The organism is Curtobacterium sp. 'Ferrero' (assembly GCF_002412165.1).
GTDB lineage: Bacteria > Actinomycetota > Actinomycetes > Actinomycetales > Microbacteriaceae > Curtobacterium.
The window spans coordinates 42,654-58,942 of the sequence record NZ_NXIA01000002.1 but is presented as its reverse complement, the minus strand read 5'-3'; the positions used below and the strand labels follow the sequence as shown (position 1 = coordinate 58,942).

General features: G+C 73.7%; 23 protein-coding genes. 12 read left to right on the top strand and 11 right to left on the bottom strand.

Annotation, left to right across the window (positions count from 1 at the left end):
- Window position 1 precedes the first annotated feature (1 nt).
- The 7 genes from Csp2054_RS02310 to Csp2054_RS02280 all read left to right on the top strand — a co-directional run bounded on the left by Csp2054_RS02310 (window position 2) and on the right by Csp2054_RS02280 (window position 5,329).
- The gene (locus tag Csp2054_RS02310) at window positions 2-394 is read left to right on the top strand and encodes a hypothetical protein (RefSeq protein WP_096897701.1); all 393 of its coding nucleotides are present in this window, start codon (window positions 2-4) and stop codon (window positions 392-394) included.
- The gene (locus tag Csp2054_RS02305) at window positions 391-1,191 is read left to right on the top strand and encodes a DUF2071 domain-containing protein (protein WP_176491513.1); all 801 of its coding nucleotides are present in this window, start codon (window positions 391-393) and stop codon (window positions 1,189-1,191) included. Before Csp2054_RS02310 ends, Csp2054_RS02305 begins: the two co-directional genes overlap by 4 nt.
- Window positions 1,188-1,616: a DUF1810 domain-containing protein gene (locus Csp2054_RS02300; protein ID WP_255252580.1), complete on the top strand. Its 429-nt coding sequence runs from the start codon at window positions 1,188-1,190 to the stop codon at window positions 1,614-1,616. Before Csp2054_RS02305 ends, Csp2054_RS02300 begins: the two co-directional genes overlap by 4 nt.
- 104 nt (window positions 1,617-1,720) lie before the next feature.
- On the top strand, window positions 1,721-2,371 hold the full coding sequence (locus Csp2054_RS02295) for a GntR family transcriptional regulator (RefSeq protein ID WP_096897698.1): 651 nt from the start codon (window positions 1,721-1,723) through the stop codon (window positions 2,369-2,371).
- 101 nt (window positions 2,372-2,472) lie between these two features.
- Window positions 2,473-2,952, top strand: a complete 480-nt coding sequence (locus Csp2054_RS02290; protein WP_096897697.1) for a MarR family winged helix-turn-helix transcriptional regulator — start codon at window positions 2,473-2,475, stop codon at window positions 2,950-2,952.
- Between the two features lie 276 nt (window positions 2,953-3,228).
- Window positions 3,229-4,137: a phospholipase gene (locus Csp2054_RS02285; RefSeq protein WP_255252579.1), complete on the top strand. Its 909-nt coding sequence runs from the start codon at window positions 3,229-3,231 to the stop codon at window positions 4,135-4,137.
- Between the two features lie 70 nt (window positions 4,138-4,207).
- Window positions 4,208-5,329: a low temperature requirement protein A gene (locus Csp2054_RS02280; protein WP_096897999.1), complete on the top strand. Its 1,122-nt coding sequence runs from the start codon at window positions 4,208-4,210 to the stop codon at window positions 5,327-5,329.
- Window positions 5,330-5,337: 8 nt separating this feature from the next.
- Here the strand turns inward: Csp2054_RS02280 and Csp2054_RS02275 are convergent, their stop codons facing one another.
- From Csp2054_RS02275 to Csp2054_RS17950, 4 genes are read right to left on the bottom strand one after another with little or no spacing between them, the layout of a single operon-like run.
- On the bottom strand, window positions 5,338-5,646 hold the full coding sequence (locus Csp2054_RS02275) for a hypothetical protein (protein WP_096897696.1): 309 nt from the start codon (window positions 5,644-5,646) through the stop codon (window positions 5,338-5,340).
- Complete coding sequence (locus Csp2054_RS02270) at window positions 5,643-6,308, bottom strand: hypothetical protein (RefSeq protein WP_096897695.1); 666 nt, start codon at window positions 6,306-6,308, stop codon at window positions 5,643-5,645. Before Csp2054_RS02270 ends, Csp2054_RS02275 begins: the two co-directional genes overlap by 4 nt.
- Window positions 6,299-6,853 carry an RNA polymerase sigma factor gene (locus tag Csp2054_RS02265; RefSeq protein WP_096897694.1) on the bottom strand — a complete coding sequence of 185 codons (555 nt, stop codon included), beginning with the start codon at window positions 6,851-6,853 and terminating at the stop codon, window positions 6,299-6,301. Before Csp2054_RS02265 ends, Csp2054_RS02270 begins: the two co-directional genes overlap by 10 nt.
- 55 nt (window positions 6,854-6,908) lie before the next feature.
- A complete protein-coding gene (locus Csp2054_RS17950; protein WP_176491511.1) occupies window positions 6,909-7,076 on the bottom strand; it encodes a hypothetical protein in 168 nt (55 codons plus the stop codon).
- Window positions 7,077-7,207: 131 nt separating this feature from the next.
- On the opposite strand from Csp2054_RS17950, the gene Csp2054_RS02255 reads away from it, so the two are divergent.
- Complete coding sequence (locus Csp2054_RS02255) at window positions 7,208-7,837, top strand: MOSC domain-containing protein (RefSeq protein WP_096897692.1); 630 nt, start codon at window positions 7,208-7,210, stop codon at window positions 7,835-7,837.
- A gap of 22 nt (window positions 7,838-7,859) precedes the next feature.
- Here Csp2054_RS02255 and Csp2054_RS02250 read toward each other — a convergent pair whose 3' ends face one another.
- Entirely contained in the window at window positions 7,860-8,243 is a 384-nt protein-coding gene (locus tag Csp2054_RS02250; RefSeq protein WP_096897691.1) for an MmcQ/YjbR family DNA-binding protein, read from the bottom strand.
- 97 nt (window positions 8,244-8,340) lie between these two features.
- Between Csp2054_RS02250 and Csp2054_RS02245 the strand changes: the two genes are divergently transcribed.
- Window positions 8,341-8,640, top strand: a complete 300-nt coding sequence (locus Csp2054_RS02245; protein WP_217990858.1) for an excalibur calcium-binding domain-containing protein — start codon at window positions 8,341-8,343, stop codon at window positions 8,638-8,640.
- A gap of 155 nt (window positions 8,641-8,795) precedes the next feature.
- Here the strand turns inward: Csp2054_RS02245 and epsC are convergent, their stop codons facing one another.
- The 3 genes from epsC to Csp2054_RS02230 all read right to left on the bottom strand — a co-directional run bounded on the left by epsC (window position 8,796) and on the right by Csp2054_RS02230 (window position 11,562).
- The gene (epsC, locus tag Csp2054_RS02240; RefSeq protein ID WP_096897998.1) at window positions 8,796-9,356 is read right to left on the bottom strand and encodes a serine O-acetyltransferase EpsC; all 561 of its coding nucleotides are present in this window, start codon (window positions 9,354-9,356) and stop codon (window positions 8,796-8,798) included.
- Between the two features lie 80 nt (window positions 9,357-9,436).
- A complete protein-coding gene (gene cysK, locus Csp2054_RS02235; RefSeq protein WP_096897689.1) occupies window positions 9,437-10,375 on the bottom strand; it encodes a cysteine synthase A in 939 nt (312 codons plus the stop codon).
- A gap of 176 nt (window positions 10,376-10,551) precedes the next feature.
- Window positions 10,552-11,562 (bottom strand): dipeptidase, encoded by a 1,011-nt coding sequence (locus Csp2054_RS02230; RefSeq protein ID WP_096897688.1) that lies wholly within the window; start codon window positions 11,560-11,562, stop codon window positions 10,552-10,554.
- Between the two features lie 59 nt (window positions 11,563-11,621).
- Here Csp2054_RS02230 and Csp2054_RS02225 point away from each other — a divergent pair, with 59 nt between their 5' ends.
- Both Csp2054_RS02225 and Csp2054_RS02220 read left to right on the top strand, forming a co-directional pair.
- Window positions 11,622-12,185, top strand: coding sequence for a GNAT family N-acetyltransferase (locus Csp2054_RS02225; protein WP_176491510.1), 564 nt, complete (start codon window positions 11,622-11,624; stop codon window positions 12,183-12,185).
- A complete protein-coding gene (locus Csp2054_RS02220) occupies window positions 12,182-12,655 on the top strand; it encodes an SRPBCC family protein (RefSeq protein ID WP_096897686.1) in 474 nt (157 codons plus the stop codon). Before Csp2054_RS02225 ends, Csp2054_RS02220 begins: the two co-directional genes overlap by 4 nt.
- A gap of 25 nt (window positions 12,656-12,680) precedes the next feature.
- Here the strand turns inward: Csp2054_RS02220 and Csp2054_RS02215 are convergent, their stop codons facing one another.
- A complete protein-coding gene (locus Csp2054_RS02215; RefSeq protein ID WP_096897685.1) occupies window positions 12,681-13,403 on the bottom strand; it encodes a VIT1/CCC1 transporter family protein in 723 nt (240 codons plus the stop codon).
- A gap of 191 nt (window positions 13,404-13,594) precedes the next feature.
- Here Csp2054_RS02215 and Csp2054_RS02210 point away from each other — a divergent pair, with 191 nt between their 5' ends.
- The gene (locus tag Csp2054_RS02210; RefSeq protein ID WP_255252577.1) at window positions 13,595-14,311 is read left to right on the top strand and encodes a VOC family protein; all 717 of its coding nucleotides are present in this window, start codon (window positions 13,595-13,597) and stop codon (window positions 14,309-14,311) included.
- Here the strand turns inward: Csp2054_RS02210 and Csp2054_RS02205 are convergent.
- Window positions 14,271-14,762, bottom strand: a complete 492-nt coding sequence (locus Csp2054_RS02205; RefSeq protein WP_217990857.1) for a GNAT family N-acetyltransferase — start codon at window positions 14,760-14,762, stop codon at window positions 14,271-14,273. The genes Csp2054_RS02210 and Csp2054_RS02205 overlap by 41 nt on opposite strands.
- Before the next feature lie 4 nt (window positions 14,763-14,766).
- Entirely contained in the window at window positions 14,767-16,170 is a 1,404-nt protein-coding gene (locus Csp2054_RS02200) for an LLM class flavin-dependent oxidoreductase (protein ID WP_217990856.1), read from the bottom strand.
- Window positions 16,171-16,289: the final 119 nt, after the last annotated feature.

Below are 16,289 nucleotides of genomic sequence, written 5' to 3'. Positions count from 1 at the left end.
CATGGGACGACGTGAACGCCGCAGGCGTGCCGACCGCACCGCCGCTCTCCTCGCCCTCGTGCTCGGGGGAGCCGGGGTCACCCACTTCCTCCGCCCGCGCGGGTACGACCGGATCGTCCCGGACGCGCTGCCGCCTCGGTTGACGACGCTCGCGTCCGGGCTCGCCGAGCTCGGCATCGCCGCGGGCCTGGCGCTGCCCGCGACCCGGCGTCGGGCCGGGTGGGCCGCCGCCGCCCTGTTCGTCGCCGTGTTCCCCGCCAACGTCAAGATGGCGCGCGACCTGCTCGACAGCCCGCGGTCGACGCGGACCGCGCGGATCGTGTCGGTCCTCCGACTCCCCCTGCAGGCACCACTCGTCGCGTGGGCGGCCAGGGTGGGGCGGCACGCACGGTGACCGGTGCGCCAGCGGACCGGGCAGCCGGGCCGCTCCGGCACCGCCCGGTGACGGTGCACGCGTGGGAGGACGTGGTGTTCCTGCACTGGCGGCGCGACCCCGAGGCGCTCGCCGGGCTGGTCCCGCGCGGCACCCGGCCCGACGTCGTCGACGGCAGTGCCTGGGTGGGGCTGTCGGCGTACGTCTTCCGCGACACGCGCGTGCCCCCGTTCCCGCCGTCCGGCCGGCTCGGCTCGATGACGGAGGTCACGATCGAGGTGCTGACCGTCGACGACCGCGACCGCCACGGCGTCGCGTACCGGACGATCGACACCGCGAACGTCCCGGCGATCGTCGCGGCACATGCGCTCCTCGGCGTCCCGTACACGTTCGCGCACGCCCGGTCGCGCCGACGCGGCGACAGCATCGCGCACCGCTCGGTCCGGCGACCGAACCGCGCGGTGCACCCGTTCCGCGCGGCCCGCGCGGTCCGGCTGGGGTCGTGGACCGGGACGGGAGGCACGGCGCGGCCCCGTCACGCCGCCAGCGTCCGCGTCGTGGCCGGGGAGTCCGCGACGTCCGCGCTGGCCCCGGAACTCACCACCCGTGCGGGCATCCACGCCAGGCACCTGGCGCAGACCGTCTTCTGGCAGCGCCAGCACCCGCCCCTCGCCGTCCGGTCGGCGCGCGTGGAACGCCTCGAGGGCGACCTGCCCGACGCGGTCGGTGTGCCCGGGCTGTTCGACCGCGCGCCCGACTCCGCGCTCGTCGTCGACGCCACCACCGTCCGGTACGCATGGGGCGAGGTCGTCCGGTGACCGACGACCTCGAACGCTTCGTCACGGCGCAGGAGGGCGTCCACGAGAACGCCCTCGCCGAGCTCCGGTCGGGGCGGAAGCGGTCGCACTGGATGTGGTTCGTCTTCCCGCAGCTCACCGGCCTCGGCCGCAGCCCGACCGCGCAGTACTACGCCCTGGCCGGTCTGCAGGAGGCGCGTGCGTACCTCGCGCACCCGGTGCTCGGCCCGCGCCTCCTCGATGCGGTCGCCACCGTGACGGCGGCTCCGGCTGCGTCGGCGGACCAGCTGCTCGGCGGGGTCGACGCGGTGAAGCTGCGTTCCTCGCTGACGCTGTTCGCGCGCGCCGCCGAGGACCCGACACCGTTCACGGGTGCGCTCGAGCGCTGGTACGGCGGCGTGCTCGACCCGGAGACGCTCCGCCGGCTCGACGCGCTGTCCGGCTGACCGGCCGCCGAGCAGTTCTCGCAACCCGTATATCAGGTACGGTGATCCGTACGGCCGCACCCGGAGTGTCGGCCCGCAGACCCACCCGAACCCGGAGGAACGTCATGCCGGTCCCCACGAGCGCCCCGACCGAGCACCAGCTGCTCCGCGACACCGTCCGCCAGAAGATCCACGACGCGATCATGGACGGCACGCTCCTGCCCGGCGAGCGCCTCAACGACGACGAGCTGATCGCCTGGCTCGGCGTCTCCCGCACGCCCATCCGCGAGGCCCTGAGCCAGCTCGCCCGCGCCGGCCTCATCGAGATGGCGCCGAACCGGTACACGCGCGTCACGACGCCGAACCCCGACGAGGTGGTGGAGGCCCTGCAGACGCTCGGGGTCCTGTTCGGCGGGGTCGTCCGGCTCGCGGTCCCCCGCCTGAACGCCACGACCCGGAAGCGCATCCTCGCCGCCCTGGACAAGACCATCGCGGAGTTCGAGGCACACGACATCAAGGCCGTCAACCACGACGCGCTCGACGTCTTCGGCTTGTACGTCGACGTCTGCGGGAACGAGAACCTGCAGCGGGTCTGCCGCGACACGGCGGACGGGCTCGGGTTCCGGTTGCGCCTGCCGAACCTCGACGAGCTGCTCGACTGGGACCGGATGACGGAGGACTTCCGACGCCTGCGCGCCGCGACGGAGGCCGGTGACAACGTCGCCGCTGAGCTCGCGACCGAGGCGATCCACATGCTCCCCGGCGAGAAACGCTGAGCCGTGCCTGTCCGTCCGTACAGGAACGGCGGTGCACCGGTGACGCAGACCTGGCCGGTAGCATTCCGTCGACCGCCCGCACGCCGATCCGAGGGACGCCCATGAGCACCAGCGAGCCCGACCGCACCGACGTCGCAGCACGGCTCGCCGACGCCGTCGGCCGCATCAACCGTCGGGCCCGTTCCGACTCCGCCGCACTCGGGTACGGCATCGTCTCCGCCCTCGCCACCATCGAGCGCGAAGGCCCCCTCCGGCCCGGCGACCTCTCCCGGCTCGAGGTGGTCACGAAGCCCACCATGACGCGGATCCTGACCGAGCTGGAGCAGCGCGGGTTCATCGAGCGCGAGGCAGATCCGCGCGACGGTCGAGCGTTCATGGTGCACGCCACACCGGAGGGAATCGCGGCCGTCGCCGCTGCCCGGTCGCAGCGCACGGGCATCGTCGCGGAGCTCATCGCCGAGCTGCCCGCCGAGGACGTCACCGCGATCGCCGGCGCCCTCGCCGCCCTCGAACGCGTCGCGCAGGGCGAGCGGCCGCAGCGTGCCGAGGCGGCTCAGGGAACTCCCACCTCCGACGTCTGACCCGCCCGTTACCGAACCGTTACCAACGGGGTGGACGGACGGTTCTGCCAGTGTTCCTGGACGCTCCGTCCAGTGAGCCGGGTCATGGTGTCGGCTCCGCCTCCGCGGCCCACCCCACGGGTCGCACCGGGCGGGCGGACGGGCTCCACACCACCGTCCGGGCCACCCCGGCTCTCCTGATCCCCGAAGATCCCGCACTGCGTCCGTCGCACCCGTCGTCACCCCGACGTGCCCCGGCGCCTCCGTGCGCGACGAGCCGGCCGACCACCGGAACCGATGACACGTCGCACCACCCCCTCCCCCACGTCCACCAGCAGCAGCGTCACCACCGCCGTCCCGGCGACCGCCACCACCCGGCGCGAGGCACTCGACTCCCGCTCCCGGCGGGTGCGCCGAGCGCTCCGCCGCCGCACCACCCTCATCGCCTCCGGCGCCGCGGTCCTCGCCATCGCGGGTGGCGGTGTCGCAGTGGGCACCCAGCCCGCTCTCGGTGAAGCCCTCGGCGTCCCGAGCGCCTCCCCGACGAGCTCCCCCGCGCTGTCCGGGACGGCCCTGGACCGCGCGCAGGCGCAGGCCACCATCTCGACCGCCGACAACGTCCTCGCCCACGCGAACGACAAGGTCGACACCCGCGCACTCGAACAGCGGATCGAGGCACTCGGCGACTTCCGGAAGCTGTCCGGCGGCGCGCTCACGACGCGGATCGCATCGACGGTCTCCGCGAGCACGGAGGTCGCCGAGGCGAGCGCCGCGCAGGACAAGTCGGACGCCGACGCGGCAGCGGCAGCGGCGGCGAAGGCAGCAGCCGAGAAGGCCGCCGCCGCGAAGGCAGCGGCCGCCGCCGCCGAGGCTGCGCGGAAGCTCGCCGCCGGCAACACCGTCGCCGGCGCGAAGGCCACCGCCTCCTCCCTCGCGGCGTCGCAGTACGGCTGGGGCTCGGGCCAGTTCCAGTGCCTCGACAGCCTGTGGACCAAGGAGTCCGGCTGGAACTACCAGGCCGTCAACAGCAACGGCGGCGCGACCGGCATCCCGCAGGCGCTTCCGGGCTCGAAGATGGCGACGATGGGCTCCGACTGGCAGACCAACGCCACCACGCAGATCAAGTGGGGCCTGCAGTACATCGCAGACGCCTACGGCACGCCCTGCGCGGCGTGGGGGCACTCGCAGGCGTCGAACTTCTACTGATCCCGTCCGTCTCGTGGTCGCGTCGGACGTGCGGTAGGCATGCCTCGTGACCACCTCCGCACTGCGCCGCATGGCGCCCCGAGACCCCGCCGAGGCGCACCGCGCCGCGAGCCCGCTCGAGCTCCTGTTCGACCTGGTCTTCGTCGTCGCGGTGGGGTTCGCCGCGTCGGACCTGCACGCGATCGAGGCGGAGGGGCACGTCTCCTCCGCGATCGTCGCCTACGCGTTCGTGTTCTTCGCGATCTGGTGGGCGTGGATCAACTTCACCTGGTTCGCGACGTCGTTCGACACCGACGACTGGCTGTACCGCGTCACCACCTTCGTGCAGATGGCCGGCGTCCTCGTCCTCGCCGCCGGCGTGCACGGGCTCATGGTGGACGGCGACTCCTCCGTCGTGGTCGCCGGGTACGTCGTGATGCGGCTCGCACTCGTCGCGCAGTGGCTCCGGGCTGCGGCGTCGTCGACCACGTACCGCCGCACCGCGCTCCGCTACGCCGTCGGGATCGTCGTCGTGCAGGCGCTCTGGGTGCTCGCGCTGCTCCTCCCCGGCACGGCGCGCGGCTGGGCGGTCCCCGTGCTGATCCTGCTCGAGGTCCTCGTGCCGCCGTTCGCCGAGCACGGATCGGCGACGACCCCGTGGCACACCCGCCACATCGCGGAGCGGTACTCGCTCTTCACCCTCATCGTCCTCGGCGAGGGGCTCGTCGCGTCGGCGAACGCGGTCATCGACGCCGTCGCTGATGCCGAGCACCTCGGACCCCTGCTCGTGCTGGCGGCTTCCGGTCTGGTCATCGTCGTCGGGCTCTGGTGGATCTACTTCTCCCGCGAGCAGCACGCGCACATCCGGTCGCTCCCGACGGCGCTCGTGTTCGGGTACGGCCACTACGTCGTGTTCGCCGCGGCCGGTGCGCTGCCCGCCGGCATCGAGGTGGCGGTGAGCGCCGACGCTGGTGGAGCGGACCTCTCCCGGGTGACGGTCGCGGCGACGACGGCCGTGCCGGTGGCGTTGTTCGTGCTCGCGATCTGGGCGCTCGCGCTCCGACCGTCACTGTCCACCGGGTGGAACACCGCCGTCGTCACGCTCGCACTGGCGATCGCCGCGTCCGTGTGGGTCCCGGAGGTGTCACTCGTCGCGACGGCCGTCCTCGTCGCGGCGGTCGTCGTCGTGCTCGAGGTGGCCGACCGGCGCTGAGGAACGGGTCACCCGATGCGGGCGACCCGGACGTCCACCCGGCTGAGCTCGACGCCCCGCGCGGTCGCCGCCTCGTAGGCGGCGAGGTGCGCCGCGTGCGCGGTCTCGGGCGCCGGGCGCGACCCGTCGGTGCCGATCACGACCCGCAGGACGTCACCCTCGAGCGCGACCCGAGTGGGTGCCGAACCGCTCGCCAGGCTGCGGACGGCAGCGACCGCGCTGCCGACGGTCGGGCGGGCCCGGTAGAGCTCGGCGACCCCGGGCACGGCGAGGACGGCCTGCTCGACGGCGGCCAGGGTGTCGTCGGTGGTGCTCATGCCTCGTGCTCCCCGTCGGTCGTGGCTGCATCGGTGTCGGTGTCGGTGTCGGTGTCAGTCTCGGCGCTCAGCGGCAGGAGGTCGCGGACGACGACGTCGACCGACTCGACCACCAGGTCCGTCTGCGCCGCGAGGACCGCCGCGACCGTCTCACGGACCGCGTCCGCCACGGTGCGGACGGTCGATCCGGCGCGGACCGCGATCTCGACGACCACCCGGATCGGCGCGCCGAGCTCGGTCACGTCGCCGTCCAGCGTGCACCGCGCGATCAACGCGTCGTCGACGCCGTCCCCCGCGCTCCGGACGAGCGACCGGATGGCGCCCTCGGTCATCACCGGACGCTCCGTCGGCACCGTCGGGCGCAGGGGGACGTCCCGTCCGGCGCGGGCCTCCAGCGAGATGTTCGCGAGGACCCCGCTGACCCAGGACTCGTCGGCCGGGGCCTCCTGCGCAGCGGCGGCCTCGAGCGAGCCGAGGGACGTCTGGCGGAGCCGGACGATCGCCGCGAGCGCGTTCTGGCACGCCGGGGAGTCGTCGATGCTCGGGTCGGCGGGCTGCATGCCCGCGTCGAGGTAGTCGGCCAGCTCGTCGATCGAGTGGCCGTCGAGGTCGTCGGGTTCGAGGGACTCGAGCCGGACGTGCTCGTGGTCGGTCATCGCCATCCCTCCATGAGACGGATCATGTTCTTGCGGGCGCGGGACAACAGCCCGCGGACGGTCGACGCCGGGAGGTCGAGTTCCTCGGCGATCTGGTCGTAGGAGTACTCGAGCACCTCCTTCATCACCCAGCAGCGCCGTTGCGCCTCCGGGAGCTCGGCGAGCGCCGTCTCGACGGCCTCCTCGCGCGAGCGGGCCTCGGCCACCCGTTCCGGCGCATCGTCGGACGGTGCCTCGACCTCGAGTTCGGTCACGTCGTCGTGGAACCGTCGGGCACGGATCCGGTCGATGCACTTCCGGCTCAGGATGCGCATCATCCAGGACTTGACCCGTGCCGGGTCCTCGAGTCGGTCGAGGCGTTCCCACGCGGTGATGAAGGTCTCCTGGACGACGTCGTCGAGTTCGTCGGTGGATCCGAGGGTCCGTCGCGCGTAGGCCCGCAGGAGCGGGGTGTACCGACGGATCAGGACCGCGAACGCCCGGACGTCACCATCGGCGGAACGGCCGGCGAGGACGGCGTCGTCGAGGTCGGTGAGGGGCTGTTGGGGCACGGATTCCTTCTACCAGGTCGGGTGGGGTGTTGCTGGGGACGCGTCCTGCGACGGGTCACGTCCCCGTGGTGCCCGCCGCGTGCACCGACGTCACCCGGAACGGGCCGACCGGACGCGCACCCAACGCCCGGATCCGTGCCTCTGCGAGCAGGTGCGTGCGGCCGCCGTGGTGGTGCGGGCGGACCGGTCGGCCGGAGCGCGGGGACTGGGTGTCGGTGGTCATCGTTCCTCCTCGGGCCGGCGCGTCGTCGGGCTCGGCGGCGGCCCACACCGGTGTGACGGGTCAGCGGGGCACTTCGTCACGCCCGATCTCCGGGGTCCCCGCCGACCGCTCCGGTGCGGCATGCTGGTGCCGTGCCCCAGGTGACCGCCGTCTGCCGCGTCGAGCGGCTCCTGCCCGACTCCGGCACGATCGGGGTCACCGCGATCGACAAGCGCCCGGTGGACGGCCCCGTGCGGGTCCGCCCCCTCGGGCTCCGTGCGGACGTGCAGGCCGACCGGAAGCACCACGGCGGCGAGGACCAGGCGGTGTACGCCTACGCGGACGAGGACGCGGCGTACTTCGCCGGTGCGCTCGACCGCGAGGTCCCTCCCGGCCTCTTCGGCGAGAACCTCAGGACGAGCGGCGTCGACGTGACCGGCGCGGTGACCGGTGAGCGCTGGCACGTCGGCGAGTCGCTCGTGCTCGAGGTCACCATCCCGCGGATCCCCTGCGGCACCTTCCAGCGGCGGATGGGGATCGCCGGGTGGGTCCGACGCTTCGCCGAGGAGGGCCGTCCGGGCGCCTACCTCCGGGTCGTGCGGTCCGGCCCGGTCTCGGCGGGCGACACCGTCGAGGTGCGTGACCGTCCGGACCACGGCGTCACGATCGGCGAGCTGTTCGCCGGGCTCTCCGCCGAGCGCGCACGGACGGTGCTCGATGCGGGGCGACCGGTCCCGCCGAAGCTGCAGGTGCTGCTGACGAAGGCGCTCGCCCGGGGCTGACCGGGACCGGTACTGCGCCGGGTCAGTCCGGCAGGGTCCGGCGGACGGGGTCGATCGGCCGCTTCGCCCGCGGCAGTCCGGCGACCACGAGGTCGTACGCGTTGGCGACGAGGTCCTCGACGAGTGTCTCGTCGATGCCGTCGCCCGGAGCGAGCGTGATCCAGTGCTGCTTGTTCATGTGCCAGCCCGGCGTGATCTCGTCGTGGTCGCGGACCAGGGCCGCCCCGTGCGGCGGCGCGCACTTGCAGTTGACGATGGGGACACCGCGCAGCTCTGCGGTCATCGCGAACATCTTGCCGACGACCTTGTAGACGAGGGCGCCCTCGCCGAAGGGCGCGGTCTCCTCGACCGCGGGGAGACCCATCGCCGTCCGTGCGACCACCTCGTGCAGCGTCTCGCCGTCCATGTGACCCAGCATGCCCCCGACCGCCGACGTCGCGCCCCCGACCTCGTGCCGCGGACTGGGGTGTCCCACACCGGCATCCTCGAAGTATCCTCAGTCCGTGCGCATCACCCGAACCCTCAGCCTGGCCACCGCCGGCATCGTCCTCGCCACGACCGCCGTCGTCGGTGGCGCCTCGGCCGCGCAGGCCGCTCCCACCGTCTACAAGAACTGCGACGCGGTCCACCGCGTGTACTCGGGCGGCATCGCGAAGAAGTCCGTGACGAAGAACCGGGTCACGTCCAAGGGGAAGGTGACCTACCGGGCGCTCAAGGGCACCGTGAAGAAGGACGACGCGCTCTACGCGGCGAACAAGAAGATGGACGCCGACGGCGACGGGATCGCCTGCGAGCTGAGCTGAGCTGACCGCGCGGTCGACGCGATGCCCCGCCGGCCCGACGCCGACCCGCCGGCCCGACGCCGACCCGCCGGCCCGACGCCGACCCGCCGGCCCGACGCCGAAGCGCCGGACGCACGCCGTGCCTCCCGGCCGGATCCGCGACCGGAGGTCGCCCGTCAGAGAGGCGGCACGCCCTCGTGCCCGGAACGCGGCCGTGCCGTCCCGGCCACACCGGTCACGACCGAGCCGGGCGGGACGTCCTTCGTGACGACCGTGTTCGCGCCGACGACCGAGTCCGCGCCGACCGTGATCGCGCCGATGAGCGACGACCCGGCACCGAGCACCACGCGGTCATCGACCCTCGGGTGCCGACGGACGCCCGGTCCGTGTTCGCCGCCGCGGCCGCCCAGGGTCACGCCGTGGAACACCACCACGTCGTCTCCGATGACCGCCGTCTCCCCGATCACCACACCCATGCCGTGGTCGATGAAGAAGCGACGACCGATGCGGGCGCCCGGGTGGATCTCGATGCCCGTGACGGACCGGGCCGCCTGCGCGATCACCCGCGCGGCGAACCGCGACCCGGGCAGGCCGCGCGCGAGCCAGAGCCGGTGCGTGAGGCGGTAGGTCCAGATCGCGTGCAGGCCGGAGTAGACGACCGCGTTCTCCAGGTCCCCCCGCGCCGCGGGGTCGCCGCGGCGCGCTGCTGCGAGGTCCTCGCGCACGGTCCGCAGCACGCCGGTCCCCAGCACGCCGGTCCGCGGCACACCGGTCCGCAGCGGGCCGCGTCCCTGCGAGCCGCGTCGTCGGCCTGCGGTCACGCAGTGAGCCCCTCGAACAGCACCGTCGACAGGTAGCGCTCGCCCGTGTCGCAGACGATGGCGACGACGCGCTTGCCGGCGTTCTCGGGGCGCGCGGCCACCTCGATCGCGGCGTGGATGATCGCGCCCGACGAGATGCCGGACAGGATCCCCTCCTGCGTCCCGAGGTCGCGGGCGACACGGAGCGCGTCGTCGAGCTCGACGTCGAACACCTCGTCGATGACGCTGCGGTCGAGGACCTCCGGCACGAAGTTCGCACCGATGCCCTGGATCTTGTGCGGGCCGGCCTTGCCCTCGGTGAGGAGCGGCGAGTCCTTGGGCTCGACGGCGACGACCTGCACGCCGGGCACGCGCTCCTTGAGCACCTGGCCGACGCCCGTGATGGTGCCGCCGGTACCGACGCCCGCGATGAACACGTCGACGTGACCCTCGGTGTCCCGGAGGATCTCCTCCGCCGTGGTCCGTCGGTGGATGGCCGCGTTCGCCGGGGTCTCGAACTGGTGCGCCAGTATCGCGCCGGGGGTCTCCGCGACGATCTGCTCGGCCTTCGCCACCGCACCCTTCATGCCCTCGGAGCCCGGGGTGAGCACGACCTCGGCGCCGTACGCACGGATCAGTGCACGTCGCTCGACGCTCATGGTCTCCGGCATCGTGATGACGACCCGGTAGCCGCGGGCCGCGCCGACGAGGGCGAGCGCGATGCCGGTGTTGCCGGAGGAGCCCTCGACGATCGTGCCGCCGGCCTGCAGCTCGCCCGATTCCTCCGCGGCGTCGATGATCGCGACCCCGAGGCGGTCCTTGACGCTCGCACCCGGGTTGTAGAACTCGAGCTTGGCGAGGATCTCGGCGCTGCCCTCCCGCGGGAGACGGTTCAGCCGGACGAGCGGGGTGTTCCCGAACGCCTGCGAGATGTTGTCGTGGATGGTGCCGCTCATCTGTCCGTTCCTTCGGGTCGGGTCGCGCCGCCCGCACTGGAGGCGCGGTGTGCGCTGCAATGCTAGCGATCGGGACCGGTGTTCCCCTGTTCGTGACGGCGCGCTGCGCCGGTCGCCGCGCTGCGGGGACCGCACCGGGTCCCGCACCGCGCCGCGGCGCGTCCGGTCGGTGCCGGTCAGCGGGTGAACGCCCCGTCCGTCGCCTCGAGCACCCGCAGGACGTTGCCCCCGGCGAGCGCCCGCAGGTCCGCCGCACTCCAGCCCCGGCGTTCGAGCTCGGCGGCGAGCACGGGGTACCGCGAGACGTCGCGGAGGTCGGGCGGCAGGACCGGGGTGCCGTCGTAGTCCCCGCCGATCCCGACGTGCTCCACGCCGGCGACCTCGCGGGCGTGCTCGACGTGGTCGGCGACGTCGGCGACGGTGACGAGCGGGGCGGTGCCCGTCGAGCCCGCGGCCTCCCACTCCGCGTACGCTCGCGAGACGAACTTGGGGACGAAAGTCGTCATCACGACGCCGCCGTTGCCCGCCAACCGCCGGAGCACGTCGTCGGGCACGTTCCTGGGGTGGTCGTGCACGGCCGAGGCCGACGAGTGACTGAACAGCACGGGTGCGGTGGCGACGTCGAGCACGTCGCGCATGGTCGTGGGGGCCGTGTGGGAGAGGTCGACGAGCATGCCGATCCGCTCCATCTCGGCCACGACCTCCCGGCCCCGGTCGGTCAGTCCGCCGTGCGCCCGCTCCCCCGTGGCGGAGTCGGCCCACGGGGTGTCCTCGTTGTGGGTGAGGGTCATGTACCGGACGCCGAGCCGGGCGAAGGTGCGCAGGACGGCGAGGTCGTCCCCGATCGCGTGCCCGCCCTCGGCGCCGAGCAGCGACGCGATCCGCCCGGACGCGATCGCGGCTCGGACCTCGGCCGCCGTGCGCACGAACGCGAGGTCGTCCGGGTACCGCTCGATGATCCGGTGGGCGAGGTCGATCTGCTGCAGCGTCGCGCGCACCGGGTCGGGCTGGTCGCAGGGGACGAACACCGACCAGAACTGCCCGACGACCCCGCCGGCGCGCAGCTTCGGCAGGTCCGTGTGCAGCGAGTCCTGCTCGGAGTCGATCCCCTCCACCCCGGACCCGTGGGTCGTCCGTCGTTCCCAGGGGAGGTCGTTGTGGCCGTCGATCACGGGGAAGGGGTGCATCCGTCGACGGTACCGCCCGGTCGCTAGGCTCGCGGCATGGACGGTGCGACGTGGACCCGGTGACCCTCCGCACGGACCGGCTGGTGCTCTCCGTGCCCGTCGACGCCGACACCGAGGACGTCATCGCCTACGCCACCGACCCCGACGTGGTCGCGAACACCCCGGTGCCCGTGCCGTACGGGCACGCCGAGGCGCAGGACTTCACGGCCCGCTGCCGGACCGGCTGGCAGGAGGGCACCCGGCTGGCGTTCGCGATCCGCCGGCACGAGGACCCCCGGCTCCTCGGCACGGTCGAGCTGTTCGGCATCGCCGACGGCGGCGCCGAGGTCGGGTACGCCACCCACCCGGACGCCCGGGGGCGCGGCTTCGTCACCGAGGCCGTCGCCCGGGTGGTCGACTGGGCGTTCGCGGAGCCGCCGCACGGGCTCGGGCTGGTGCGGGTGCAGTGGCGGGCGCTCGCCACGAACCGGGCATCGGCCGCGGTCGCGCAGCGGGTCGGCATGACGTACGAGGGCCTCCGCCGGTCCGGGGTGGCCCACCGCGGGCGTCGACACGACGAGGTGCTCGCGGCGGTGCTCCGGGACGACGACCGGTCGGTCGCGCACGGCTGGCCGTCGGCGTGACCGTCCGGTTCCGGCTCGACACCCACCTCGACTGCCCACCGGACCGGGCCGCGGCGCTGTCGCTCGACGTCGGCGTCCACGAGCGCTCCCTCGCCGACACCGGGGAGCGGGCGGTGGGCGGCGTCACCTCCGGCACGATCACCCTCGGGCAGACGGTGACGTTCCGGGCGCGACACCTCGGCATCGTCTGGCGGCTCACCAGCCGGATCACGGTGCTGGACGCCCCGCACCGGTTCGTCGACGAGCAGGTGCGCGGACCGTTCGCCCGCTTCCGGCACGAACACCGCTTCGCCGCGGCCGGTGCCGGGACGCGGATGGTCGACGTGGTCGAGTTCGCCGCACCCCTCGGACCGCTCGGGCGGATCGCCGAGATGCTCGTCCTGGACCGGTACCTCCGGCACATCATCGCGCGTCGGAACACGGTGCTCGTCGCCGAGGCGGGTGGGTCGGAGCACGCGCCCGCCGGGTGACCGGCCGGCCGCGGATGTCGGCAGGTCAGCCGACGTGCGCCCCGAGGAGCGCTCCCGCTCCGTAGGTCGCGGCGAGCGCGAGGGCTCCCCCGACGACGACGCGCAGGGTGGCCCGACCGCGCGGGGCACCGCCGAGGGTCGCCCCGGTCGCCCCGGTCGCCGCGAGCGCCACGAGCACGGCGACGACGGTCACCGCGATCCGAGCCGACCCGGGCGCGAGGAGCATGGCGAGGAACGGCAGGAGCGCCCCCGTGGTGAACGTGGCCGCGGACACCCAGGCGGCGCGCCACGGGCTGACGACCTCGTCCTCGGCGTCCCGCAGCGCGGCGGCCGCCCGCGCCCGGCGGACCTCCGGACGGACGAGCTCCGCGGCGACCGACGCCGCGACGTCCGCCGCGACCCCGAGCCCGCGGTAGTGAGCGGCGATGGTCCCGGCGTCCTCGGCATCCGCCTCGAGCTGCGCCTGCTGCGCGGCCTGCCCGGTACGCTGAGCGTCCCGTGCTCCGCTCACCGAGACGTACTCGCCGAGCGCCATCGAGACGGCTCCGCCGACCAGGGCCGCGGTGCCCGCCGCCACGACGGCGTCGGTGGGGGCTCCCGCCCCGGCCACGCCGACGAGCACAGCGGCCACCGACACGATGCCGTCGTTCGCGCCGAGGAGTCCGGCGCGCAGCCAGTTGAGCTTGGCGGCGCTGGTGGCGTCGTGATCGGTGGTGACGGGGAGCACGAGGTCCGATGCGGTCGACATGCGAGCCAGGATGCCACCCGAACGGCCCGCGCGCCAGCAAGGTGAGGCTGCCCTGATCAGGGGTTTTCGGGTGAGGACAGCCTTACCTGACCCCGTCGGTGACGGTGCGGGAAACCGCACCTTCCCCGCACGGGGCCGCACGGACCCGGGTGATCTCGGACCTGGGTGCGGGACGGTGTGACGATCGGGGCATGGGCAGGGGATTCCGGATCGACCACATCGGCGTCACGGTGCCGGACGTGGACGCCGCCACGGCGTTCTTCGCGGCGGCGTTCGACGCCGTCGTGTTGTACGACGTCCGGTGCCGCACGGAGGCGCCGCGCAACACCCCCGAGGCACACCGCTACCTCGGCATCCCCACGACCATGGCGCAGGGTGCGATCCGCATGCTCGCGATGCCGGAGGGGCCCGGGCTCGAGCTGTTCGAGTACCTCGGTCCGGACCAGCGGACCGCCGCGGCCCCGTCGGACCTCGGCTGGCAGCACCTCGCCGTGTACGTCGACGACATGGACGCCTCGCTCGCCAAGGTCGAGGCCGCCGGCGGCGCGCGCAACTCGGACCCGCGCGACCTGGCCGGAGTCGAGGCCGGCGAGGGCAACCGGTTCGTCTACACGCGCACGCCGTGGGGGTCGACCCTCGAGCTCGTCAGCTACCCGACGCCGCAGCCGTACCTGCTGACCGCGCCGCGGGCCAAGTGGGCACCGTGGCCGGACCCGTCCGACGCGCTCGCGGACCCCGCGCCGGTCTTCCGGACGGGCATCCAGGACTGGTCGCCGGTCGCGGGCACCGACTCGCTGGTCGGGCTGTCCGCGGCGGTGCTGTCGCCCGTCGGGCTGTGGCGGCTCGTCGCGCGGTTCGCCGGGTCGCTCACGCCGTGGCGAGCCAGACGCGCGTCGGCCGGCCGCTGAGCGGGTGCGGGAACGGGTCGCCGACGGCGCGGAAGCCCGCTCCCCGGTACAGCCCCAGTGCCGGGGCGTTGTCGTCGAGGGCGTGCAGCACGCAGCGGCGGTGTCCCGCCCGAGCGGCCTCGTCGACGGCGGACCGGAGGAGCCGTCGCCCGATGCCCCGGCCCTGTGCCCGCGGGGCCACGGCCAGCAGCGAGAGGTAGGCGGCGTCCTCGGGGTCGGTCGGTCCCCCGGTGCCGGGGGCGGTCACCAGCACGAACCCGACGAGCCCCTCCTGGTCCTCGGCGACCACCAGGGCCACCCGGTCGACGGAGAACTTGTCGCCGGCACGCCGACGGACGGCCTCGGACTCGGCCTGACCGTCGCGGGCGGCGACCGCTGCCACCCACAGGTCGGTGCACGCGGCGGGTTCGTCCTCCGTCGCGGCGCGCACGACGAAGGACGACCCGATCACGTCGTCAGCCTACGACCTGGTCCTGACGGAGCCGGAAGGCCGCGCCTCGGTGCTCCTCCGGCAGCCGGTCCCCGCGGCCGTGCAGCTTGTGGCGGAGCGACCCCTCGACGTACCCCTCGGGGTAGGCGCCGCGGGCCCGGAGCTCGGGGATGACGAACTCGATGACGTCCTCCCACGTGCCCGGCGTCACCGCGTAGGCGAGGTTGAACCCGTCGACGTCGGTCTGCTCCTGGATCCGCTGCAGCGTGTCCGCGATGGTGGCACCGGAGCCGACCGCGACCGGCCCGAGGCCGCCGATCGCGGTGTGCCGGGCGAGGTCGCGGATCGTCCACTTCGACCCGTCGGTGCCCTCGGCCGCGGAGATGTTCGCCGCCACGGACTGGATCGCGTTCGACTCGACGTCGCCGAGCGGCTCGTCGAGGTCCCACTGCGACAGGTCGACGCCCATCCACCCGGAGTTGAGCACCAGCGCGCCCTCCTCGGACGCGTACGACAGGTAGTCCTCGTACTTCGCCTGGGCGGCCTCGTCGGTGGCGTCGGTGATCACGGTGAGCAGCGAGTAGACGCGAGCCGCGTACCGGTCGCGACCAGCCGCCTCCAGGGCGTCCCGGATCTTCGTGACCGTCGCTGCCAGCTGCGGCAGCGTCGGTGCGCCGACGAAGACGGCCTCGGCGTTCTCGGCCGCGAAGCGGACGCCGCGCGGCGACGCTCCCGCCTGGTAGATGACGGGGCTCCGCTGCACGGACGGCTCGGACAGGTGGATGCCCGGCACGTCGAAGTGCTCGCCGTGGTGCTCGATCGGGTGCACCTTCGCCGGGTCGGTGAACACGCCGGTCTCGCGGTCCTCGACGACGGCGTCGTCCTCCCACGACCCCTCCCACAGCTTGTAGAGGACCTCGAGGTACTCGTCGGCCACGTCGTAGCGGTCGTCGTGCGAGAGCTGGTCGGTCTGCCCCATGTTGCGCGCCGCGCTGGGCAGGTAGCCGGTGACGACGTTCCAGCCGATGCGGCCCTTCGTGAGGTGGTCGAGCGTCGACATGCGTCGGGCGAACGGGTACGGGTGCTCGTAGGCAGTGCCGGCCGTGATCCCGAACCCGAGGTGCTCGGTCACGGCGGCCATCGCCGACACGAGCAGGACCGGGTCGTTCACGGGGACCTGCGACCCGGTGCGGAGCGCCGACTCGTTCGAGCCGCCGTACACGTCGTAGGTGCCGAGGACGTCGGCGATGAAGATGCCGTCGAAGGCGCCCGACTCGAGCGTCTTGGCCAGCTCCGTCCAGTAGGACAGGTCGTTGTAGTGCCGCGAGCGGTCGCGGGGGTGGCGCCACAGCCCGGAGGACTGGTGCGCGACGCAGTTCATGTCGAACGCGTTGAAGCGGATCTGCCGAGGGGCGCCGTTGGTCGTCACGGTCGTGACGCTACGGGCGGTCGGCCGCGTCCGCCACGCGCGTTGCGTCGTGTGACACGCCGCGTCGGCCGGGAGGCGCGAGGCGGCCCCTCCAGCCGGGTGAAACCAGACAGACCGGC